The sequence below is a fragment of the Paenibacillus sp. 05T425 genome (genome assembly GCF_056396205.1).
Window position 1 is genome coordinate 429,011 of the sequence record NZ_JBFTLA010000001.1, and the last position, 23,342, is coordinate 452,352.

Sequence of the window (23,342 nt, forward strand, 5' to 3'; positions counted from 1 at the left end):
CTCGAGGACATGGGCGACCGTCAACGCCACAATAGCGAAAAGTCTTTTCGCTATTTGCACCAATTGATGCCCTTTCTCAGAAATAGTGAAACAAGCTTTCTCTATTTCCCACCAATCGAGCTCCAACCACTATTCAAGCACTCTCCCGCGCCACCATAGCGAAAAAAACTTTCGCTATTTGCACCAATCGCCGCCTCTACTCTAAAATAGCGTAACAAATTTTCGCTATTTCCATGCAATAAAGGGCTGTGCCAGCTAATGGCACAGCCCTTGTTATGTTATTTGTAGAATAGCAGCTTAGATTCGGCTGCTTCCAGTGTAACGACGTGCTCGGCCGTGCCCGGCGTCAGACTGTATTCGTCGCCCGACCATAGGTCGCGGACGAATAAGCCGTTAGCGGCGTCAATGCCGACGCGAGCGAGATCGATTGTCTTCGACTGGCCGCTCTCGGCGTCGAAGTTGAATACGGCTACGTATACGCCGCCGTCGCCGGCCAGCGTGAACAGGTGCTCGCCCTTTGTACCGCTGCGGCCTTCCGCAGGACGGAATGTCTCGCCGCGGCGGGCGAGCGTCATGACCGCCGTGTTCGTCATCCATTCCTTCGCGCGGCGAGCGGCCTCCTCCATGCGGTAGTCGTCGCCAAGCAGCAGCGACGTGCCTGCGATGACGCCCGCATTCAAGCGGCTGCGACCCTCATGCTCCGAGGTGGCGCGCTGGTTGTCGCTCTTGTACAATACGATATGGTCGGGATCGTTGAAGCGATATAAGTTGTCGCTAATCCACCAGCCATACGTCAACGCGTTCAGCATATATTCCGTATCATCGATTGTTCCGAACGCATCGCAAGATACGCGTCTGCTATGCGCATAGCCATGAGGGAAGAGCGGAGCAATCGACAGGTTAATAAGGAACTCGCGGCCGATTCGATCTGGACTGAGCGCCTCTGCAATGGCAGCCATGCCAAAGTTGTACGCTTGAATGCCGGTCCGCACGGCCGAATCGTAATGAACGCCTTCCATCGCGCCATGCGCGAGGAAGTCCATTTTCAAGTAGTCGAAGCCCGCGGCAACAACCTCATCGAGCTTGCGCATAATCCGAGCGATCGCTTCCGGATGCGACGGATCGATGGGGAATGCGCCATCCAGCTTCGGCAGCGGGTTGCCGCCGGCGTCCTTAAGCAGTATTTCGCGGTACAGCACAGCGCCGTCCGTTCCTTCCACCGGCGTATCCGGGTTGCTTCCCCAGAACGCGAACGGCGTATAATACGTGCCCGGCTTCTGACCGTTCGCCTTCACCCGGCGCACCGCATCCGTAAGCTGCTCCGCCGGCAAATTGTCCGAGAAGGCGTCGAAGTTTACATACAAGCTGCCGCTGTCGTCGGCGAAGCCTTCGCCTTGAAGTGCCGATGCGAAGAAGTCCGACGTATGCGTGTATACGTCGTAATCGAGCTTCGCCATAACGGCCGACCAGCTGTTCCAGCCCATCGGCACGCCGCTGGACCAGCCCAGCGCCGGCTTCACGATAGCGTTCGCCTTGCCGTAGGCTTCCATGCCTTCGCGGTAATCGAGATACGCGCCAACGAATATCGTCGGCGAGACGATGCTCGTTCCGCGCAGCGAGCCGTGCGGAACGGTATCGCGAGTCTGCAGGTCCGCAGCACCGGCTTGCACACGCACCCTGCCAACCGTCGAAGTGAATGTACCCTCCACGTCGATCGCCGTTTTCCAAGTATCATGCGTCACCGAACCGAAGACGAAGCCGCGGCGCGATTCCGAACGGTAGACCGCCGTCACTTCATAGCTGCGTACGCTGTTCTGATTCGCATGCGAGGCGAAGCGCACCCACTTGTCGTTATCGTACGGAATGAACAACGCCCGAACTTCCGCCTCTCCGGCGTCATCGCCGAAGTCCAGCACGCCGCCGTCATTCAAATAGGCGGCAAGCGGAGTCAGCTCGTTCGTCTCCCACTCATGCTCACTCACCGCCTCCAGCTCGACAAGCGCATACGGCAGCCCTTCGTACAACCGAATATGCTGACGGAGCTGCGGTTTACCCAGATCCTCATGCACGAAGCTGAAGCGCACGCCTTCGCCGAAGCCGTCCGCAATCGGCTTCACCGATTCAGCAGGCACGTCATGCTTGCTATACAGCGAAGAACGCACCGTCTCCCAGCCATAACGTGCTTCAGCGTAAGTAGCGCTTAACGACTGTCCATCCTTCCATGCATACGAAAGCGTACCGTCCGCAACATTCGCCGTTACTTTTACGATGCCGTTATCCGCCACGTAAGCGTTGCCATCCTTCTCCAACTTAATTTGCCCAATAACCGTTGTCATGTGTAATCCTCTCCCCGTTGCCCGTATTCGTTAAGTTATGAAGTTTCATCACTGTAAGGAATCGTTGAAACCTTAATTGCTATTTCACGCTGTAATCCGTAGGTTAGCGAATCCAGAACACCTTATTTCACTCTTATACTTACATTTGGACGCTATTTCGATTAAATAAGATTACCTAAGTTCCTAAGAAAGCTCCCCGCTCCCGATAGTCACTAATAAGCGCTTCTTGATTTCTTTCGGAGGCAGGCGAAAGCAAGATATAATCTTCTAATAGAAAAGGCCAGCAATGCTGGCCTCCCATTCGTACGTTTGCTCCTTGCCGCTCGCTTCTTACTTCCACAGCTCCGAACGAGATGCGAAGTTCGTCGTATAGACCGCTTCTACTTTCTCGTCGCCGGCTGCTTTCATGTCGGACAACATTTTGTCGAAGATCGCTCCCGCTTCTTCAGCAGAAGGCGCCATGATCGCTTTCGTGATCGCCTGCTTCGTAATGTCGTTGATCTTCTGCTCGTTCAGCGCTTCCGGCGTGCCGCCTTGCGGGCTTAAGCCGTCATAAATCGCCGTGTCGAAAATCGAATCCGACAAGTTCTTGATCGCCATTTGGTCGATCGGGGAACGCTCGTAACGGCCAGGAAGATCGTACGGCGTACCGTCGGCGCCTGGTCCGTTCTTGATGAACCAAGTCCATTTGCGAATGCCTGTTTCTTTCGTATAAGCAGCCCAGTCGTCCTTGAAGCTTTGCAGCACTTCCGGACGCGGCGTATGCTTGCCGTCCTTCATATCCCAATGCGTGCCTTCAATGCCCCACATGAGCAAGTATTGGCCTGCTTCGCTGGCGAGGAAGTTGATGAACTGCATCGTGCGTTCCGGATTTTTGTTTTTCTTCGTAATCGCGATCGCGTCCCAGCCAAGGGAACTGCGGCCGCCGTACGTTGTTTTCGACGGGTCGAGACCGTCTGCAACGACTTTGTAAGCGAACAGCTGCGATTCCTCGCCGATGTCCTTTTTAATGATTGTATTGGAGTTGCCCAGATCCCAGTACGCGCCTGTCGAGGAGAAAATCGTGCCTGTCGCAATTTTTTGCTCCCATACTTGACGCTTGTTGATTGCCCATTCTTTATCCATCAAACCCGAGCGGTACAGATCGTTCATGTACAGAATCATGTCGCGATATTTCGGATTTTTCACGTCGTATTGCAGCTTGCCGTCCGTCTCATAGTAGTTGGTCAGACCGAACATGCCTTTGAACGTTCCCATCGTGCCGCCGAAGTTCTCGCCGTCCATCGTCAGGGCAATCGTATCCTTGCCTTCGATTTGCGGATATTTCGCTTTGAAGTCGCTCAGCAGCTGCTTGAATTCCGTCGCCGTAAACGGCACGCCGCCGTCGGCTTTGTCCGGAGCAAGCTCCTTCACGATATCTTTGCGCATATTGAAGCCGAATACCGGCTCATGCTCAAGGCCGTACCAGTTGGATAAGTAGTAGTTGTTGCCGTCCTTGTAACGCGTCTTGTTCAGCACATCGCCGTACATTTCGGATACGTCATGGCCGTAATCTTCGATTAGTTTATTAAGAGGAATGATAGCTCCTGCCTCGATATACTTTGCTACCAGATCGCTGGAGCGGTCGAACATGATCATATCCGGCAAGTCTTCGCTCGCCAGCATCAGGTTCAGCTTTTCTGTCGGGTTGCCGGTAGGCTGCTGAATTTCGATCGTCACACCAGTCTGTTTCGTAATCTCTTTGGCAATCAGGTTATCGAATTTGTCGCCCGTGTTTTTATCGAAGAACGTAATCGTGATCGGATCGGTACCCGGTTCCTTCGTTCCTTCGGCACCGTTCTCCGTGTTGTTGCCGTTGCTAGGTTTATTAGATGAGTTCGAAGCGCATGCGGACAATACGGATACCAACATTACAGCCGTAAGCATCGAGAGCAGCCATTTCTTTGCGTTCATGCAAAATCCCCCTTGTTCGTTGTCGTCATTTTAACAGATAAACGTTCCGTACTCCTAATACTAGTAGCCGCAACACCTCCCAAAAGAAATTCGCATTGATTAGCTCTTAACCGCGCCTAACGTCATGCCTTTGACAAAATATTTCTGCAGGAACGGGTACACCATAATGATAGGCAGCGTAGCGACCATCGTGGCCGCCATCCGGATCGTATCCGGCGATACGGCAAGCCGCTTAGCGGAGTTGGCCATCTGCTGCGCGTCTCCAACCATCGAACCCGTCTGATATTGGTTCAAAATCTTCACGAGCACGGCCTGCAGCGTCTTCAGCTCCGGATCGTAAGTAAAGACGTACGAGTCGAACCACGAGTTCCAGTGGCTGATAGCGGTGAACAGACCGATCGTTGCCAGTACAGGCGTCGTGAGCGGAAGGATGATGCGGAAAAAAATTTGCAAGTAGTTCGCGCCGTCGATTTTCGCCGATTCGTCCAACTCCTGCGGCAGTCCCTGCATGAACGTCCGAACGATGATCATATAGAACACGTTCATTAGCCCAGGTACGATGAAGACCATGAAGTTGTCGATAAGGCCATAGTTTTTGAGCACCATATAATAAGGGATCAGGCCGCCGCCAAAATACATCGTGAACACGAAGTACAGCGTCCAGAAGCGGTTCGCAACCAGCTCCCTCTTACTCAGCGCGAACGACAGCATGCTGATCGTCATGACAGCCAGCGGCGTACCGACTGCCGTCCGCAGCACCGTCACCTTGATCGCCGTCCATATTTCGCTGTCGGTCAGGATCTGCGCGTAGCTTGCCAAGCTGAATTCCCTCGGCCATAAGTACAAGTTGCCCCGCAGCGTATCCTCCGCGCTGTTCAGCGAAATAATGAATATATTCCAGAATGGATAGAAGGTCACGACGAACACCGAAACGATAAACGCATAAACGGCGGTCATAAAGAGAAAATCTTTTTTGTCTTTCACCATGGCGCGTTCTCCTCTTCGTTTTTGCTAGAACAGTGACTGTTCGTTCATTTTTTTGGCCATCTGATTCACGCTGATGACGAGTATGAAAGCGACGACTGATTTGAATAAGCCGACGGCCGCCCCGTAGGAGAACATGCCGTTCTGCAAGCCATACTTGTACGTGTACGTATCGATGACTTCGGAATATTGCAGTACCGTATTGTTTTGGAGCAAATATTGCTGATCGAACCCGGCATTCAGAATGCCGCCAACCGCTAGGATGGCCAGGATAATGATCGTCGGCCGGATCGACGGAAGCGTAATATGCAGCATCTGCTTCAGCCTGCTCGCTCCGTCCACCTTGGCTACCTCATACAGTTCGGGGTTGATCGCCGAGATCGCGGCCAAATACATAATCGCATTGAAGCCCATATCCTTCCACGTATTCGAGAAGGCGATGATCCACCAGAACAATGGCCCCTTCTGCATGAATTGAATCGGCTCGTCGACGATTCCCAGTCCCGTGAGCAGGTTGTTGATAACACCGCCGGAGGACAGCATCGTGACGATAATGTTCGCCGCGATGACCCATGAGATGAAGTGCGGCATGTAGGAGACGGTCTGGAACGTTCGCTTGAACCAGCCATTGCGCAATTCATTAATCATGAGCGCCAGTATGATCGGCATCGGGAATCCGAACAGCAGCGACAGGAAGCTCTGGGCGATCGTATTGCGCATGATTCGAACGAAGTCGCCGTTCGTGAAGAAATATTCGAACCATTGCAGCCCGACGAAGTCGGTTGTAAAAAATTGCTTGAAGAACGACCCGCCGCCCGGCTGATAATTAATGAATGCCATATACAGCCCGAACATCGGCACGTAGGAGAACATTAAGGTCAGAATGATCGCCGGCAGCATGAGCACGTACAGCAGCCGCTGCTCCTTCAGTCTGGCAAGCAGTCCGCCCCTTTCGGGCTTACGGACGGCAGGTGCGCTGCGCTGGTTAGGTTGCGCTTTCGATAGCATGTTCATCGTGTTGCCTCCCGTAAATTGATTGCGCTTTCTTTGCTTCGTGTCCTCATTATAGGTCCGGTACTAAAGCCGTTCTATATAAGGATTTAACAATTCGTGCTCCAAAAGCACACACTTCCTCTCCTTCCGTTGTTGAATAACGGCATTGCCGTTACACTGGAGGAAAGAGCATCATTTTCACAGAAAGGCGGTGGCTAGATGTACAGTGTGCTGCTGGTCGACGACGAAACAATCGAGCTGGAAACGATGGTTCAATACGTTCCTTGGGAGCAAGCGGGCATTCGAGTAGCCGGAACGGCACGCAACGGCAAGGAGGCGCTCGGCAAGCTCGCCGAGCTCAAGCCCGACATCATCGTTACCGATGTCCGCATGCCGATTATGGACGGTCTTGAATTCGGACGCCGGGCGAAGCAGATCGACAAAAGCGTCAAGCTTATCTACTTAAGCGGTCATAATGAATTTCAATATATTAAGTCGGCGCTTAACATTGAAGCGGCCGGCTACGTGCTGAAGCCGATCGATATGGAGGAGCTGCTAGCCCTCCTTGAGAAGGTGAAGAAGAAATGCGACGAGGAGCAGCTTGCCGGGCAAGGCGGCGGATGGCTGCTGGAGAAGCTGCTGCTTCGCATCGTGCGAGAGCCTTTGGAGGAGCGAAGAATCGAATGGACTCGCCAGTGGGAAAGCCAGGCAACGGGCTTCACGGCTCACCTGCCTTACGGCGCTGCCTATATAACGTTCGAGCCGCCAGCTTTCCCGGACGGCATGAGAGCCGCCGTCGCTGCCATTCGCGTGGCCGCTGGCGATACCGACACGGAATCAGCAAATGCAGCCTACGAGCTTGCTTACGATGCGGCTGAATATGCACGAACCGTACTTGGACCCCGCCTCGACGCCTCCATTGTGCTGGAGACCAGTCCGAATACGCTGTTCGTCCTCTTCCAAGGCAAGCCCCAGCAATGGGAGCACGCTTATTGGGAGCTTCTGCGAGAAGAGCTGTCGCGAGCAATAGGCGGCAAGGCAGACTTGTCGATCGGCTTGTCCAGTCCATACAGAGGCTTCAACCTGCTGAGGGAAGCTTACGAGGAGTCGAAGCGTTGCAACGACGAGAAGCTGTATCGGCAAGCAGGAGCCGTCATCAACCCGGGAACGGTGACGCCCGTGAAGCAATCGGAGGAGCTGAGCGCGGAGCATGCCGCCGCCGCTCTCATCGGAGCGATTCAAGCGTCCGACTCGGATCGGACCGGACAGGTGCTGGGCGACTGGTTCGCCGCCATGCGGCAAGAGCGAATCGAGCGCAACTACGCCGTCAGAGCTAATATTCAGCTGCTTACCGCTTTGGAGCAGCACTTCACGACGCTGATGGCCGGAACGTTCCGCGACCATCTGCTTGCCGACCATTGGAAGGAGCTGTCGCAGCTTCCGACGATCGCCCACTTCCATGCCTATACGCTGCGCTTCTGCGGAGAGCTTCTGAAGGCGGCCAGCGAACGCGATCTCGACCGCAATCAATCGGTCGCCGACCAGATCGCGAAGCTCATTGCCGATCGTTATCATCTGCCGATAACGGTCGAGGACATTGCGAAGGAGGTATTCTTGTCGCCGAACTATGTTCGCTCTATTTTCAAAGACAAGACAGGTGAAACGATCCTCGATTACCTGACCCGCATCCGCATGGGGCATGCCTCCGAGCTGCTCAAGGACCGGTCGCTCAAGGTACGCGAGATCGCTCATAAGGTCGGTTACGAGAACGTATCCTATTTCTGCTCTGTGTTCCAGAAGCATAAGGGCAGCACCCCAAACGAATATCGCAAAATGCATCTATAGGCTGGAGTGGAGTGAACGCGCATGAGAAAACTGTCCGGCTGGCTAATAAAGCCGTTATACAACTGGCGGCTCCGCGAGAAGCTGTTCGTCATGTTCCTGCTCGGCGGCATTCTGCCGCTGTTGTTCTTCGTCCTGTATTCCTATACGACGATTCGCGGCGAGCTGTCCGATCAGATGGTGACGAATAGCGCTTCTACCGTGGCACAGATTAACTCGAACCTTGAGAACAAGCTCGACACGTATACGAAGCTGTCCGCCACGTTTTATTTGGATAGCAATATGCGCGCCTATCTGACGAACGACTATTCGAAGGACGCGTCCTTGTTCGTCGATGCTTACAAATACATCAATAACTCGTTCGTTAATATGCTGACGACGAATCCGGATATTGATTCCATGACCATCTATATTAACAATGACACCTTGCCCGCGGACGACCTTTTTATCAAAAAAATGGACAAGACGTTTCGCGAATCGCTTGCCTACAAGTCGCTCAGCGGCAGCTTCGGCAACGTTCGCTTCGTGACGTCGCCCTCCGAGCCGGATAAGCCGCCTATATTCACGCTCTCGCGCATGCTGAATATCAACAGCATGAACAACGCGTACGGCGTACTGACGATTAATATTTTGGAATCGGATATTTTCCGGCTTATGGAGAAGGAATCGTCGGACAAGACGGTGCTCATCATTAACGAGCAAGGCATCATCATGTCCGCCAAGGACAAGAGCCTGCTGAATCAGCCGCTCGCCCTGCCGGACTCCTTCCCGGTAGATAGCGGAGGGAGATTCGACAGCACGTATAACGGAGAGAATGTGCTCGTCGTCTACAACACGACCAAGTACGGATGGAAGAGCGTATCGCTCATCCCTTACAGCAGCTTCCTGTCCAAAGCGAACTTGGCCGCCAAGCGGATCTTTATCTACGCGATCGCCAGCCTTGGCGTTATGGCGCTGCTGATCTATGTTACGGCGCGGCTGTTCACGAAACGGGTAGAAACGCTCGTCGGCATGATGAGGCGCATCGAGAAGGAAGAGTTCGAGCTCGCCGACATCCGGCCGCTCGGCCGCGACGAGATCGGCCAGATCGGCAATGCGCTGCGCAAGATGGGCCAGCGGCTAAGCTCGCTCATCTCCGACGTCTACAAGAAGGAGATCGACAAGCGGGAAGCGGAGCTGAACGTGCTGCAAGCGCAGATTAATCCGCATTTTCTGTACAACTCGCTCGCGTCGATCTCGTCTCTCGCCATCCGCAACGCAGACCCGCGCATGAACAAGATGGTGACCGATCTGGCGAAGTTTTACCGCATTTCATTGAACAAGGGCAAGAACACGTTATCCATTCACGAAGAGCTGCAGTTGACCCGTTATTATATTTCAATCCAGCAAGTGCGATTCGGCAACCTGCTTCGCGTTCACTTCGACGTCGATGAAGCGGTGCTGCCATGTCCGATCATTAAGCTCACCCTTCAGCCCTTCGTCGAAAATTGCATCAATCATGCGATATGGGATCATGAGCTTGGCGTGAACATTACGATCCGCGCCTGCCGCGACGGCAGCGATATCGTGCTCAAGGTGATCGACGACGGCATGGGCATGCGCCTTCGGGGCGATAGCGAGCTGCCGCAAAGCGGCGACAAACTGTCCGGCTACGGCATTCGCAACGTCGACAACCGGATCAAGCTGCTGTATGGCGAATCCTACGGCGTCTCGATCTACAGCAGGCTCGGCATCGGGACGACCGTGATGATTCGAATTCCGGGCAGATGAACAATAAGCTAAGAAGTTGTGCAAGTCCCATAGGCTCCCCTTACGGTAGACAGGTGAAATCAATGAACCTACTGCTGCAAGGGGAGCTTTTTCATGGTGAGAAATCCTCTATCGAGGCCTATTCAGGATGATCGACCGCGTTTAGAGGTAGGATTTATCGCCAAATAGAATTTCAGATTCCTGTACCTCGAAAACCTATAAATTCTATTGTGGGCAAACAACCATTTTTCAAGCAAAGTATTTTATTTAAAATACTACCTTGACAGTCATGGTAGTATGCCGTATTATACAGACATGGAGGTTGATTACATGAGCGAGAACAAAATAACATCCGACTTGCTGCGAGGACATACCGATACGATGATTTTACGACTCTTATCCGAAGCTGACCGCTACGGCTACGAGATTGTAAAGCTGATTGCGGAACGTTCGGACGGCGAGTATGAATTAAAGGAAGCCACCATGTACTCGAGCGTCCGGCGGCTTGAAGCCGACGGTGATATCGAGTGGTATTGGGGCGATGAATCACAGGGCGGCCGGCGTAAATATTTTCGGATTACCGAAAAAGGCAAAGGTGCTTACGTCCGCAACAAAAGCAATTGGGAGTACGCGAAGCGCGTGCTCGAAAACTTACTATAGGGGGATTGAATGTTATGAATGAAAAGTTGACTAGCTACTTGAACGGCGTTTTCGCACCATACGATGGGGTTAAAAGCGTCACCGAATTAAAGGCCGACCTGCACTCCGATTTACAGGAGCGCTTCCGCGATCTCAAAGCCGAGGGCAAGGACGATGAAACGGCTTTTGAGATGACCGTTGACAGCATAGGCGATATCGAGCAGACGGTACTGGAGGTCGCTAACCTCTCCCGCTCGCTGGAGCGGCAGCTCGTGACGAACTTTAACGCGAGCGACCTGTCAGAGAGCGATTTTGCCGGCGTTACGGCCCATAAAGGACAATTTAACGCTAGCGCGTTACGCGGTGCCTACTTTGCGGGCGCAGACTTGACTGGCAGCTCGTTCAAGGCCAGCGACGTACGCGAAGCCAATTTTGACGGCGCGAATCTGACGGACTGCACCCTATCCGTTGTTGACCTTGCGAATGCAAGCTTCAATAAATCGATCCTTGTACGCACCAACTTCAGCAAGTCGGGAATGGAAGGAACAACATTCACGGGCGTCAAACTGACCGACGTTACGCTAAGCATGATCGACCTTAGAAAAACGATCTTTGAAGGTTGTTCCTTTGACGGCGTAGACTTCGAAAAATCCGACCTTAGCGGGCTGTGTTTTGACGGTCAGACCTTTACTGGCGTTAAATTTGACAAGTCGGCAGTAAACGACGTCTCGTTTAGAGGCGCTACACTCAAGAATGTATCTTTTCAGGCGTATTTTTCGTTGACCAATAAGTATTACCGTACCATCAAAACGATCTGCTTTGACGGTGCATTGATGGATAAACTGACCTACGCCGGGCTTAAAGGCATGGGAGCCGATTTATCGAAGGTTACGATTATTAAATAAGGAGTGGTTCCTATGCAAACGAAGTCGATTCAAGTGACTGGACTGCAAAAGTCCTACAAACAGCTTCATGTGCTGAAGGGCGTAGATTTCGAGGTGGAAAAGGGCAGCATCTTCGCCCTGCTCGGCTCTAACGGAGCTGGCAAGACAACGGTTGTCAAAATCCTCTCCACGCTGCTCAAACAAGACGGCGGCACCGCCACCGTAGGCGGATTCGATGTTGCGTCAAAGCCCGACCATGTGAAGCAGGCGATCAGTCTGACCGGACAATTCGCCGCCGTAGACGAGATACTGACCGGTCGGGAAAATCTGATCATGATTGCCAAGCTGCGACACCTGGGCAATCCGCGTCAGATTGCAGACGATTTGCTTCAACGCTTCGGCTTGACCGAAGCCGCCGACCGCAGGGCTTCCACTTATTCGGGCGGCATGCGCCGCAGGCTCGACATCGCCTTGAGCCTTGTCGGCAAACCGCAGATCATTTTCCTAGACGAACCGACCACCGGGCTTGATCCCGAGGCGCGCATCGAGGTTTGGAAGGTAGTCAAGGAGCTCGCCGACGGCGGTACGACGGTACTTCTAACGACGCAGTATTTGGAGGAAGCCGAGCAGCTTGCCGACCGAATCGCCATTCTGCACGAGGGAAGAATTATCGCGAACGGCACGCTCTCGGATCTTAAAAAGTTGTTCCCGTCCGCAAAGGTGGAGTATGTCGAGAAACAGCCGACCTTGGAGGAAATATTCCTCGCGATCATCGGCAACAAGGAGGGAAAGTAAATGGAGCGGATAGAGAAACATTTTTTCAGTGATATGGGCGTTATGCTTGGACGTTCCATGCGTCATATTACCCGCAGTATGGACACCATCGTCACGGTCTGCATCACTCCGATTGCAATGATGCTGCTGTTCGTCTATGTATTCGGCGGCGCAATCCAAACCGGTACGGATAACTATGTGAACTACCTGTTGCCCGGCATTCTGCTGATTGCGATTGCTAGCGGTATATCCTATACGGCTTACCGCTTGTTTTTGGATAAGCAGCGAGGCATATTCGAACGGTTTCACACCATGCCGATTTCACGTTCCACCTTACTGTGGGGGCATGTGCTGACCTCTCTGGTATCCAACGCCATCTCGGTTGTCGTCATCATTCTCGTAGCGTTGATTATGGGCTTTCGTTCGCCGGCAGGGATATTGCCGTGGCTTGCAGTGGCCGGCATCCTCATGCTGTTTACGCTGGCATTAACTTGGGTCGCAGCAATTGCCGGACTGACGGCCAACACGGTGGAGGGCGCAAGCGCCTTTTCCTATCCGATCATCTTCCTGCCATTCATCAGCTCGGCGTTCGTGCCGACCGATTCGATGCCGTCAGTCGTTCGCGCCTTTGCCGAGAACCAGCCGGTAACCTCGATCGTGGAAGCCATCCGTGCCCTGCTGTCGGATCAGCCGGTAGGCAATGATATTTGGATCGCTCTTGCGTGGTGCGTCGGCATATTGCTCGTAGCTTATTTCTTCGCAATGAGGGTGTATAAAAACCGGGTTTAATAAATATGGTTTATAGCTAACTATCGCAGCATCTCTATGCAATATGACAAAGGAACCGCCTACAGCGGTTCCTTGTCAGTCCCAACATTATTTAAGCAACTCGTCAACTTTGGCTCTCATTGAGGATATTGTCGTTTTTTTATATTGGAGTCCCAATCGGAGAACTTTGATTTGCTGCGACCGGGTTAAGTTTTTGAAACGAGGATCTTGTTTGAGAAATCTTTTTATAATCGACCAGCTGCTTCCAACGAACCGTTCAGGTTTAATGTGGGGAACTTGATCAAGCAGCTTTTGCTTCCGGAAGTGTTGCATAAACGGGAATAGCCTTGAGGATACCTTGCTTTCATCAACCAGACATGCCGCGGTCATTTTTTTCGTATGCTTTTTGAGGTAATCCAGGTTACTGTGCCCGCTTACTACAATATACCCGCCTTCTGATTTGCTTTTGCGAACAATGAGCATGTGCACGCAATCCTGGGCTGTTTTACGCAATTCCTTGATCCGCCGAGTAAGCTTGGACGAGATGCCGCCTTCTTTTATTGTGTTGAGAGGTATATACCTTACTGTATATCTCATAGGGTAAATTCGCCTCCTTTTTAACATTTATGTAGCTTATGCCGATCCTTCGCTTTCGAACACTCTATCTTACACTCCCCTTTACTCAGCATCAGACTTAATCCGGCTTATTCAACCATTGGAATTGTCCGATCTTACGGACTGTATGGACCTTAGCAGTGAAATATACCTCTTGTTTGTTCCGTTACGGACTCCAGAGTGTTTATACGTATGTTTTTGGCATTCTGAAGACTAGTATGGCGCGGTAAAGGTCTCCTCGGTCCGTTAAATTTGTCACAAAAGCATTTTAAGCCTAATAGTGTCGCCTAAGTCCGTAACCAGGTTTCGCATACTAAAATAGGCCAACCAGTATTAACTGGTTGACCCATTCTAACCACGGATCTCATCTCGATACTTTGTACAACTTCGATTGCGCGCCTTCTAGGCTGACTTCAAGTGTTCCCTTCGCTTCCAGTTTCGCTCCTGTCCACGCATCCGTCAACTGCAGCTTCGCCGCCAACTTTACGCCGAGCGCGCGCGTCAGATCAATGGACTTCACTGCCGCTTCGTTCGTGTAGTTGAAGACTGCGATATAGAATTCGTCTTTATCCTTCATGACGAATACGTCGGCTGCTGCCGAACCCGTATTGCCTTCGACCGGCTGGAATGCCTTGCCTATTGTCGCAATGTCGATCACGCGCTTGTTCGTAAGCAGCGAATTCATAAGCTGCTGCGCGTTCGGATCATTAACGTCGTCCGAGCTCATGAAGACCGTTCCCGAGATCGCCGCGGCGTTTACTCTCGTCTGCGCGGCGTTATACGAACCGCCTTTCACAAGCGTCATATAATCCGGATCGGTGTAGCGGTAGATCGTATCGTTCTGCCACCAGCCGTACGTCAGGTTGTTCAACTGATATTCGGTGCGGCCAAGCGAGCCGTCGATGTCGCAGGATATGCGTCTCGCATGAGCGTATTGGCTTGGGAACAGAGGCGCGATTGACGCGCTGATGAACATGCGGCCTCCGAGCACTTTGTTGATGTGCGCCATGCCTTGATTGTACGCTTGAATACCGGTCTGCGCCTTCGGATCGTAATGCTGCCCTTCGAACGAGCCATGGCTCAGGAAGTCGATCTTAATGTATTCGAAGCCGTAATCGATGAACTTTTTGAAAATATATTCGACGCGCAGCTTCGAGCCCGGATGCGTCGGATCGATGGCATAAGCGCCGTCAACCTTCGGCAGCGGATTGCCGTTCGCATCCCGGAGGATGATGTCGCCATACGTATACTTGCCGTCCGTTCCTTCGACCGGCTGCGCCATATTGTCGCCCCAATAAACGAACGGCCCATAATAGATGCCGGCCTTCTGACCGTTCTTGCGGATCACCTTAACCGCGTCGCGCAGCTGTTGCTCGGTCAAGTTGTCCCAATACGAATCCATGTTAATATAGACTGTTCCTTTGTTCGAGAACGACTTCTGCAGATTGGCCTTGAAGAAGTTCGATACGCTGACGACCTTATCGTAGCTCAGCGAGCTCTCATACGCGCCCCAGCTATTCCAGCCGACAGGTACGCCCGATGGAACGCCGCGGTCGAACTTCAGCGGTGGCGCTACTGCAGCATTCGCCTGCCCATAGCTCGTCAGTCCGCTGCGATAATCTTTGTAATAACCGACCGCGATCTGCGGCGACGTTATCGTCTTACCCGACACTTGGCCATGCGGCAGCGTGTCGTGGGTAGAAGTCTGCGAAGTAAATCCGCCGTATACCTTCAGCTTGTTCAAACGATCATTCGACCCGCTCCAGTAAATGCCGGTCTTCCACGTATCATGCGTCACAGAGCCGATCACTAGACCGCCGCGGCTGACGTTGTCATAGATCGCCGTCATCTCCGAGCTTACGTAATTGTTGTTATTCAACGGCGTATTGATCGTCCGCGCTTGGTAACGGGACCACATATCGTTGTCGAAAGGCGTGATGAGTACGCGGTTGTCGCCATAGCTGCCGATGTCCACGCCGCCCTTCGCGTTAACAACGATTGGCGCTATATCGCTAGCGCTTACCGTCGTACCGCTGACAATCTGCTGCGATACGAGGAAATAAGGCTGATCCTCGTACAGCTGATACGTCTGCTTCATCGTCGGCAGTCCTTCGCTGCGGTTCTCTACCGTGATGCGAACGCCTTTGCCGTGTCCATCCTTAATCTTCGCGACCTCGCTAAGCTTGAAGCGATGCTCGCCGTACTTGCGGCTGTCGAGCAGTTGTTCATTCAATTGCGCGGTTGCATAAGCGCCCTTAACGAGCGTCTTGCCTCCCCATGCATAAGCGGATAAGCCCGATTCCGTATTGTACGTAATGCTGTACGACTTGGTCGAGAACACGGCTCCTTTCTCATGCGCGCTCACTTTAATCGATCCATGCTTTGCCGAACCGATAACAGCACCGATGAGTCCGATATCGTCGATCGGTCCTGGATCCTCTCCCGAACCGCCCGTCTTCGCGAGCTCGATCTTGTCGATGTCCGGCGACCAGCCGCCGTCGTCATCGAACGTGATCGTATTCATGCCGGCCTGCAGCTCCACTTCGACGGTAAATACGCCAAGCGTGTCCCAATCCGCCGTCTTCGGCAGCGCATAGTTCTCGGACTGTCCTTCGTTCACCTTGATGGACACCGGACGAGGATCGCCCGATACGTACGAGACGCTGAGCGTATAGATGCCGGCTTCCTCTGCGGCTATATCTCGGAACTGCAACGTCGATCCGCCCCATAGATTGCCTACCTTAAGGCCTCCCGAACAGCCGGTAGCAGGTTGACAGCCGGATACTGCGGCGTTGCCCGTCCGCACGTTCACGGCAGCTTCCGCTTCGTAACCGGTGGCCGGTCCACCAGGCTCGCCCGTGCCGGATTCGCTGAGTACGATTCGATCGATATCCGGCGAGTAACCGCCCTCGTCATCGAAACGAATCGTATTGCTGCCCGCCTGAAGCTCAATCTCGATCGCATACGTGCCAAGCGTCTCCCAATCCGCCGTGCGCGGAAGATCGTAATGATCGCCTGCACCGCCGTTCACGCTGACGGCGAACGACCTCGGATCGCCCGAGATGTAATGCACCGTCATCGTATAGATACCTGCTTCCTCCACCGTAATGCCGTTCATCGTTACCGACGAGCTGTCCCATAGCCCTCCAACGACCCCGGCGCCCGAACATCCGGTAGCTTCCGCGCATGTTTTGCGCTCCGCTCTCCCTGACAGCACATTGCCTTCCGCCTCTGCTTCGAACGAGTAACCGTCAGTAGCCAGCGCAGCCGACAAGTCTTGCGTTTCCTCGGCAATCGGAGCAGCAGCTTCAACGTTCGAATCGGCACTCTTCCACGGAGACAAATACACGGTCTGCATAAGCAATACAGCCGCGAGTAGTACGAGCCAGCCTCGCGCGAAACGCACCCTATCGTTCTTAACCATTCATCATTTCCTCCTATTCGCCGCGTCAATTGGTAAAGCGCTTTCAATCGCACTTCCAATGTAAAACAGCGGACAGGCCCGAACAATCCCAATATTTAACGATCAATAGCTCAAACCGCCGTATTTGGGGGCAATGCTTCATATGCCCCCAGATTCAGCGCACCATCCATTTAGTCGATCTTTGCTGCCATATCCATTACGACGTTAAGTCCGCCATCCACTCTGCGTCTTATTCCAGCTTCAAGCGTCAGCTTAACGACTTGGCCGCCGTATCTTACGCTCACCTCGCATGCTTGGTTTGCCGTAAGGGCAGCCTCCGTTAGCCTGCCGTTCTCCCAAGCCGCATTCACCTCTATACCGCCCTTCGCGCGAAGACCGCGATAGGAGCCGATAGCCCAGTCTTGAGGAAGCGCCGGCAGCAGATGAACCTCGCCCGTATGGCTTTGCAGCAGCATATCGGCGATTGCGGCCGTACCGCCGAAGTTGCCGTCGATGACGAAGATGTTCGTCTCCGCCCCGGCCACGCCCGGCTTGGAGTACGAGAGCAGATTGTCGAAGCACAGCTCGCCGATCAGATGGCGGACATGACTCGCGGCGCGATCGCCGTCATGCAGACGCGAGAAGCCCGACGCGAACAAAGCTGCCGTGAACTCGATATCCTCCAGCTCGCCTTGCTGCATACGCCCGATCAGCGTGTTGCGAGTAGCGTCAGCAAGCTCCGGCGTCTGAAGCGGATCGATCTGGCTTCCCGGATACAAGCCGTACAGATGAGATAAGTGACGATGCTCCGGTTGCGCTTCCTCGTAGTCTTCCAGCCATTCCTGCAGTTGTCCCCGCTTGCCGATCATAAGAGGCGGCAGCAGGCGGATTGCTTCCCGCAGCTGCGTACGAAGCTCAGCATCGACTTGCAGAAGCTCTGCTGATTCCAGACAGAAGACGAACAGGTCATGCACCAGCATTTGATCCATTGTGCTGCCCATCGACAGCTGCTGCGCTCCGTTCTCCTGCGCGCCCGGGTAGAAGCTGTTCTCCGGCGAATTCGAAGGCCCGGTAACGAGCCAGCCATACTCGGGATGCACGATCATATAGTCGAGGAAGAATAGAGCCGCCTGCTTCATGACCGGATAAGCCTGCCGAGCGAGAAAATTTCGATCCTGCCCGTATTCGTAATGCTCTTTCATATGCATTGCAATCCAGAGGCCGCCGGTTACGTTAAGCCCCCACGACGTTTCCCAGCCTGGAGACGCGAAGCCCCATGCATTCGAGAACACATGCGCGACCCAGCCCTCGGCGCCATAGAAATCTTCTGCCGCTGCCCGTCCCGCCACCGACAGGCGTTCGATATAATTCATCAACGGAACATGGCATTCGGCCAGGTTGCTTATTTCTGTCGGATAATAGTTCATCTGCGTATTTACGTCGAGGTGATAGTCGCAGCTCCAGGCCATCCGATTCGCTTCCCCGTCGTTCCAAATGCCTTGAAGATTAAGCGGCAGCCGCGAATCTTCGCGTGATCCAGCGATCGTCAAGTAACGCCCGTATTGATAAAACAGTGCAATAAGCGCCAGGTCGTCCGTCTGTCCGTTCCGCAGTCGGTGAACCCGCTCGTCGGTATGCAGCTCGGCTGCCTCTTTCGATCCGCCAAGCTCCAAGCTCACGCGTCCGTATAGCGCCTGATAGTCGGCAATATGTCTCTCCTTCAGCTTATCGAAGCCTAAATGTATCGCGGCATCGACCTTCTCCTCACTCTCCTTGAGCCAGTCTTCATCGCCTTCTCGTCCATAATCCGTTGCAACCGCAAAATAAATGACTGCCGCATCGGCTCCCTCCACCGTCAATTGCCCGTCTTCGCTGTGCAGCCTTCCGCCTTCGATGACAACTCTCACCAACCCTTGAGCCAATACGCCGCATGTTCCGTCGCTATGAATATTTTCCGTCGCTTGGGACCGAAAGCCGATACTCTCTCCGTCTTCGCCGCTCCACACCGTGAACGTATCCGACCGTCCCTGCAATCGCAAGGTAAAGGATACGCTTCCGTTCCGTTCGCCCGCGATACGGGCAGCTACGAGGCCATCGGCATGGGAAGCGATATATTCGCGCCTCATCGGCTTCGCATCCTGATCACGATACGTAACGGCTGCTACCGCCGTATCGAGATCCAGCTCGCGTACCAAGTCTTCGCCCTCATTCCCATAAGCAAGGAGGACGTCGCAAAGCGACAAGTTCGTTCCGAAGTTTCCTTTCTTCGGCTGCAGCGTCTCCTTGGCCAGCTTGTCTCCTTCGGCATAATCGCCGCGAAAGAAAGCTTCCCGCATCTGAGACAGCTTCTCTTTGGCGTCCGGCGTTCCGCCGAAACGCTCGCTTTTGCCCGACCAGAACGTGATCTCCGTCATATTCCACGTTTCGCTGCCAATTCCGCCGTGCAAAACAGCTCCTAGTTGTCCATTGCCAAGCGGCAGCCCTTGCGACCAGCCTGTTGCCGGTCCGTTGTATCGTAATTTCATATCTCGTATCCCCTCACTTATTTGATTGATCGTCCTTTTCCATGAATCAGCCACTATCACAAAATTCGCCATTATTGTACCATTGAAGAGCGATTGCGTATTTGACCCCACATCCTATAAGTTGACGAATAATCCGCTATCATAAGGAGAAGTTTGATGAAGACATTGAACGAATTGAAGCCTTTTCTCGGGGATTCCATGCGCTATCTGTATGACGGGAGCTGGAACGAGAAGCTGCGCGTATGCAGCGTTTACGCCTTTCATCTCTTCGAAGACGGCCCCGGCGAGATGGAAGTGAACGGCAAGCTGTACCCGATCGAGCGTAAAACGCTTATTTTTTTGCGGCCCGGAGAGCCCCATGCCTTTCATGTAAAAGCAGGACAGCCGCTCTCTTCTTATAATTTGTATTGCGATATGTGGACAACGGACGCGGCGAGCCCCGTCTCGCTTAACCGGCATTTCATTCATGCGCCCGAGCCGTTCTCGTTCGAGACCGTCTCCACCGAGGAGGATTGCCCCGAGCTTGCCATGCTGCCAAGCCGTTTCTCGCTGCAGCCGTTCCCATGGCTATTCGATTCGTTCGTCACGCTTGCCAAGCTATTCGAAGAGACACGTTACTACCGCGCCGAACTGGCGAACAGTTTGCTATACGCCTGGATGCTCAGCTGGTATAACGCCGTTCATACCCGTCAGCCGAGCGATTACCGGATCGTCAAGCTGCTCGCCCATCTGGACGCGCATCCTGAAGAACGCTCATCGGTTGATGCATGGGCGGCCATGTGCGGACTGAAGCGCTCGTATTTCCACGCTCTGTTCCAACGCGAGACCGGCTACTCACCAAGCGTCTACCGGCATCGCCTGCTCATGAAGAGGGCGGCTCATCTGCTCATCGAGACAAGCCTCTCCGTAACCGACATCGCGGACAAGCTCGGTTACACATCTATCCATCCGTTCACTCGCCAGTTCGGCGCCTTCCACGGCATCAGCCCGCGCGCTTACAGACTTCAGTCGGGAGCGGATCGGTAGCCAATAGCTGTCGTGGCGCGATTAGCGTCCTTTTGGGCAACTATTTGTCTGACCATGACAAAAAAGCTTTGAATAGCTCCATTTCGGGAAGCTATTCAAAGCTTTTTTCGCACAATGCTATTTTAAGCCGATTTAGTTGCCTGAAAGAACACTATTCGGCCTCATTACGCATACAACGTCCGATTAGTTGCCCAAAAAGACACTACGGCTTCCGCCATCACGAATTATTCAAGTCGAATAAATCTAATTGCTCTAGAGCAGGCAACTCCCGCTCCTTCGGTTCGAGCGGATCGCCGCCGTCGGGACGGCGCTGGCCCAGCATCGCCATGAGCTGCTTGGCGTTGTCGGCGGCATCCCCGCCGGAATTGTTGTTGAAGATAACGCTAACGTGACGGCTGCCCTGCTCTAACAGAAGAAGTCGCTCCGCCCACTCCGTAAGCTCGGCCTCGTTATAGCAATACAAATATCTCACGTCCCGCCAATTCGGCGCGTTGCTCTGCTTCCAGCCGGACGCGTTGCGCCCGTGCATCCGCACAATCGTCACTTCTTCATCCGTCGTCTCAAGGACGGTCGGCACCGAGCCCGGATGCACCTGCGGCTCATCGCAAACGCTGTGAATCCATTGCTCCTTCTGCATGAATTCAATCGTCTTAGCACGCATCTCCGGCGCGAACCAGCTTTGATGGCGGAACTCAAGCGCGCAAGGAATGCCCTCCATCCGACGCTTCGCTTCACGAAGCAGCTGTACGTTCTCGCGCGTGCAATCGAACCACGGCGGATACTGGAACAGCGCTGCCCTTAATCGCCCAGCCTCAATCGCCGGCTCCAGCATATGGCGGAACGCGCCGAACATGCCGTCCTGCAGCGCCCCGTTCTTGGCGACGGCTGCTGCCGCACCCGCTCCGCGCAGATGCCCCGTCATCCCTTGATACGCCTTCACCACGAAGCGAAGCGTCTCCGGAGTATCGGTCACCCACTTGGCGAACCGCTCCCTAGGCTGAATCGCGTAGAAGGTACTATCCACCTCGACGACCGAAAAATGCTTCGCATACACGCCCAGCTTCTCATTGACTCTCGTGCCGGACTTGTACAGCCGATCCTGATCGCCCCAGCCGGCCAGTCCGATTTCAATCGGCATTCCCTTCACCTCAACCGTTTTTTCTTTTCCCTTTACTATAAATGGAAATAAGGACGCAATCAAATTTCTAATTCCCCACTTTACAGGTAGGAATTATTATGATATTTTATTTTTACATCAAAATAAATTTGGAAACAGGAACGCCTACTGGACCACCAATGGCTTCCGAACAGATATCGGTATGAGGCTTGCTTGCGCACAAAGCGCTGCTTCCTATACCCGATGCGTTCGGAAGCCTTTTTTGTTGGGCTTTTCTGGAGGAGGGACAATGACCGCTAAGCTACCGTTGGACATAGAACTGGACGAGACATTCCGCAAAATGATCCGAAAATTCGTTGTCGAGCGCGATAAGGTACTCATTAACGACGAAATATCGCCGCCTCAGCTTGTCGTACTATCGAAGCTGTACATGGAAGGACCGCAAAAGGCGGGGGCACTATCCGAAGCGCTCGACTTCTCGCCGGGAGCGACGACCGCGCTATGCGACAAGCTCGTAGACGGCGGATACGTCTTCCGAACCCGGCCCGACAGCGATCGTCGCGTTATGATGCTGCAGTTAACCGATCGAGGAATACAGTTCATTGAGCGATTGCATGGCAGCAAATCAGACTCGAGAGGCATCTTGTTCCAAACCTTCTCGGAAGACGAGAAACTACTGATGCTCGATTTTTGCAAAAGGGTCGTCGGGCAGCTGCATGGCTATTCCGATGTGCTCATGAAGGAATTCAATGAAATTTTTAAGGAAGAGACCGTCCATGAGTGAGCAGCTTCAGCCATCTTGTTGCTCGGCTAAGCGGGACGTTGTCACCCCCTTGCCCAAGAAACTGTCCGTATCCGCCGCAGCGACGATTGCCTCACCTGCCCGCAAGCCTGAAACGTCGCAATCGATGATTTATTTGGCAGGCGGCAGCTTCCTGATGGGAACGGACAGCAAGGAAGGTTTTCCCGCCGATGCCGAAGGACCTGTCCGCGAAGTGACGGTTAAACCGTTCTACATCGATGCAATGACAGTAACGAACGAGCAATACGCGGCGTTCACGGACACCACAGGGTATGTCACGGAAGCAGAGCAATACGGCTGGTCGTTCGTCTTCCATCTATTCGTATCGAAGACAACGGCAGCGAAGGTAGACGCGGCCGTGCCAGGAGCGACTTGGTGGTGGAAGGTCGACGGGGCCGATTGGCGCCATCCGGAGGGACCCGATTCGGATATCGAATCGCGGCAAGACCATCCCGCCGTTCATCTTTCTTGGAATGACGCGGCTGCCTATTGCGAATGGGCTGGCAAACGCCTTCCCACCGAAGAAGAATGGGAATACGCCGCCCGCGGCGGGCTGGAGCAGAAGCGGTACCCATGGGGCGACGAGCTTACCCCTGGAGGCGAACATCGCTGCAACATTTGGCAGGGGCAATTCCCGGTCAACAATACGGCCGAGGATGGTTATGGGAGCACTGCACCTGCCAGCTCCTACATGCCGAACGGTTACGGCCTCTACAATATGTCGGGCAACGTCTGGGAATGGTGCTCGAATTGGTTCGATGCAGGCAAGCAGCAGAAAGCGGTTCGCGGTGGTTCCTATCTCTGCCACGAATCGTATTGCAACCGGTACAGAGTCGCGGCGAGAACGTCTAATACGCCTGACAGCTCGACGGGGCATATGGGCTTCCGCTGCGTGCGGGATAGCTAATTTTTATATAACAAATAAACGGAGT

17 protein-coding genes are annotated in these 23,342 nt (G+C 53.6%); 9 read left to right on the plus strand and 8 right to left on the minus strand.

Going from position 1 to position 23,342, the window contains the following annotated elements; translation table 11 throughout:
* Positions 1-278 precede the first annotated feature (278 nt).
* The 4 genes from AC1DF0_RS01850 to AC1DF0_RS01865 all read right to left on the minus strand — a co-directional run bounded on the left by AC1DF0_RS01850 (position 279) and on the right by AC1DF0_RS01865 (position 6,287).
* Positions 279-2,336 carry an alpha-galactosidase gene (locus AC1DF0_RS01850; protein WP_442048698.1) on the minus strand — a complete coding sequence of 686 codons (2,058 nt, stop codon included), beginning with the start codon at positions 2,334-2,336 and terminating at the stop codon, positions 279-281.
* A gap of 330 nt (positions 2,337-2,666) precedes the next feature.
* Complete coding sequence (locus AC1DF0_RS01855) at positions 2,667-4,289, minus strand: ABC transporter substrate-binding protein (RefSeq protein ID WP_477572893.1); 1,623 nt, start codon at positions 4,287-4,289, stop codon at positions 2,667-2,669.
* A gap of 99 nt (positions 4,290-4,388) precedes the next feature.
* Positions 4,389-5,276 carry a carbohydrate ABC transporter permease gene (locus AC1DF0_RS01860; RefSeq protein ID WP_442048700.1) on the minus strand — a complete coding sequence of 296 codons (888 nt, stop codon included), beginning with the start codon at positions 5,274-5,276 and terminating at the stop codon, positions 4,389-4,391.
* Positions 5,277-5,300: 24 nt separating this feature from the next.
* Positions 5,301-6,287, minus strand: a complete 987-nt coding sequence (locus AC1DF0_RS01865; RefSeq protein ID WP_442048701.1) for an ABC transporter permease — start codon at positions 6,285-6,287, stop codon at positions 5,301-5,303.
* Positions 6,288-6,485: 198 nt separating this feature from the next.
* Between AC1DF0_RS01865 and AC1DF0_RS01870 the strand changes: the two genes are divergently transcribed.
* The 6 genes from AC1DF0_RS01870 to AC1DF0_RS01895 all read left to right on the plus strand — a co-directional run bounded on the left by AC1DF0_RS01870 (position 6,486) and on the right by AC1DF0_RS01895 (position 12,943).
* Positions 6,486-8,111 carry a response regulator transcription factor gene (locus AC1DF0_RS01870; RefSeq protein ID WP_442048702.1) on the plus strand — a complete coding sequence of 542 codons (1,626 nt, stop codon included), beginning with the start codon at positions 6,486-6,488 and terminating at the stop codon, positions 8,109-8,111.
* A gap of 21 nt (positions 8,112-8,132) precedes the next feature.
* Complete coding sequence (locus AC1DF0_RS01875; protein ID WP_442048703.1) at positions 8,133-9,878, plus strand: sensor histidine kinase; 1,746 nt, start codon at positions 8,133-8,135, stop codon at positions 9,876-9,878.
* Between the two features lie 309 nt (positions 9,879-10,187).
* Positions 10,188-10,517 carry a PadR family transcriptional regulator gene (locus tag AC1DF0_RS01880; protein WP_442048704.1) on the plus strand — a complete coding sequence of 110 codons (330 nt, stop codon included), beginning with the start codon at positions 10,188-10,190 and terminating at the stop codon, positions 10,515-10,517.
* A 14-nt stretch (positions 10,518-10,531) separates the two neighbouring features.
* On the plus strand, positions 10,532-11,401 hold the full coding sequence (locus AC1DF0_RS01885) for a pentapeptide repeat-containing protein (protein WP_442048705.1): 870 nt from the start codon (positions 10,532-10,534) through the stop codon (positions 11,399-11,401).
* A gap of 12 nt (positions 11,402-11,413) precedes the next feature.
* Positions 11,414-12,175, plus strand: coding sequence for an ABC transporter ATP-binding protein (locus AC1DF0_RS01890; protein WP_442048706.1), 762 nt, complete (start codon positions 11,414-11,416; stop codon positions 12,173-12,175).
* Complete coding sequence (locus AC1DF0_RS01895) at positions 12,176-12,943, plus strand: ABC transporter permease (protein ID WP_477572894.1); 768 nt, start codon at positions 12,176-12,178, stop codon at positions 12,941-12,943. It begins immediately after the preceding gene.
* A gap of 87 nt (positions 12,944-13,030) precedes the next feature.
* Here the strand turns inward: AC1DF0_RS01895 and AC1DF0_RS01900 are convergent, their stop codons facing one another.
* From AC1DF0_RS01900 to AC1DF0_RS01910, 3 genes are all read right to left on the minus strand, one after another.
* Positions 13,031-13,519, minus strand: a complete 489-nt coding sequence (locus tag AC1DF0_RS01900; protein ID WP_442048708.1) for a hypothetical protein — start codon at positions 13,517-13,519, stop codon at positions 13,031-13,033.
* 382 nt (positions 13,520-13,901) lie between these two features.
* The gene (locus tag AC1DF0_RS01905) at positions 13,902-16,961 is read right to left on the minus strand and encodes a CBM35 domain-containing protein (protein ID WP_477572895.1); all 3,060 of its coding nucleotides are present in this window, start codon (positions 16,959-16,961) and stop codon (positions 13,902-13,904) included.
* Between the two features lie 170 nt (positions 16,962-17,131).
* A complete protein-coding gene (locus tag AC1DF0_RS01910) occupies positions 17,132-19,465 on the minus strand; it encodes a glycoside hydrolase family 95 protein (protein WP_477572896.1) in 2,334 nt (777 codons plus the stop codon).
* Positions 19,466-19,621: 156 nt separating this feature from the next.
* Here AC1DF0_RS01910 and AC1DF0_RS01915 point away from each other — a divergent pair, with 156 nt between their 5' ends.
* Entirely contained in the window at positions 19,622-20,491 is an 870-nt protein-coding gene (locus AC1DF0_RS01915) for an AraC family transcriptional regulator (protein ID WP_477572897.1), read from the plus strand.
* A gap of 217 nt (positions 20,492-20,708) precedes the next feature.
* Here AC1DF0_RS01915 and AC1DF0_RS01920 read toward each other — a convergent pair whose 3' ends face one another.
* Positions 20,709-21,629: a DUF72 domain-containing protein gene (locus AC1DF0_RS01920; protein WP_477572898.1), complete on the minus strand. Its 921-nt coding sequence runs from the start codon at positions 21,627-21,629 to the stop codon at positions 20,709-20,711.
* 268 nt (positions 21,630-21,897) lie between these two features.
* On the opposite strand from AC1DF0_RS01920, the gene AC1DF0_RS01925 reads away from it, so the two are divergent.
* Positions 21,898-22,392 carry a MarR family transcriptional regulator gene (locus AC1DF0_RS01925; RefSeq protein WP_442048713.1) on the plus strand — a complete coding sequence of 165 codons (495 nt, stop codon included), beginning with the start codon at positions 21,898-21,900 and terminating at the stop codon, positions 22,390-22,392.
* A complete protein-coding gene (locus AC1DF0_RS01930; protein ID WP_442048714.1) occupies positions 22,385-23,317 on the plus strand; it encodes a formylglycine-generating enzyme family protein in 933 nt (310 codons plus the stop codon). Before AC1DF0_RS01925 ends, AC1DF0_RS01930 begins: the two co-directional genes overlap by 8 nt.
* The last annotated feature ends 25 nt before the right edge of the window (positions 23,318-23,342 follow it).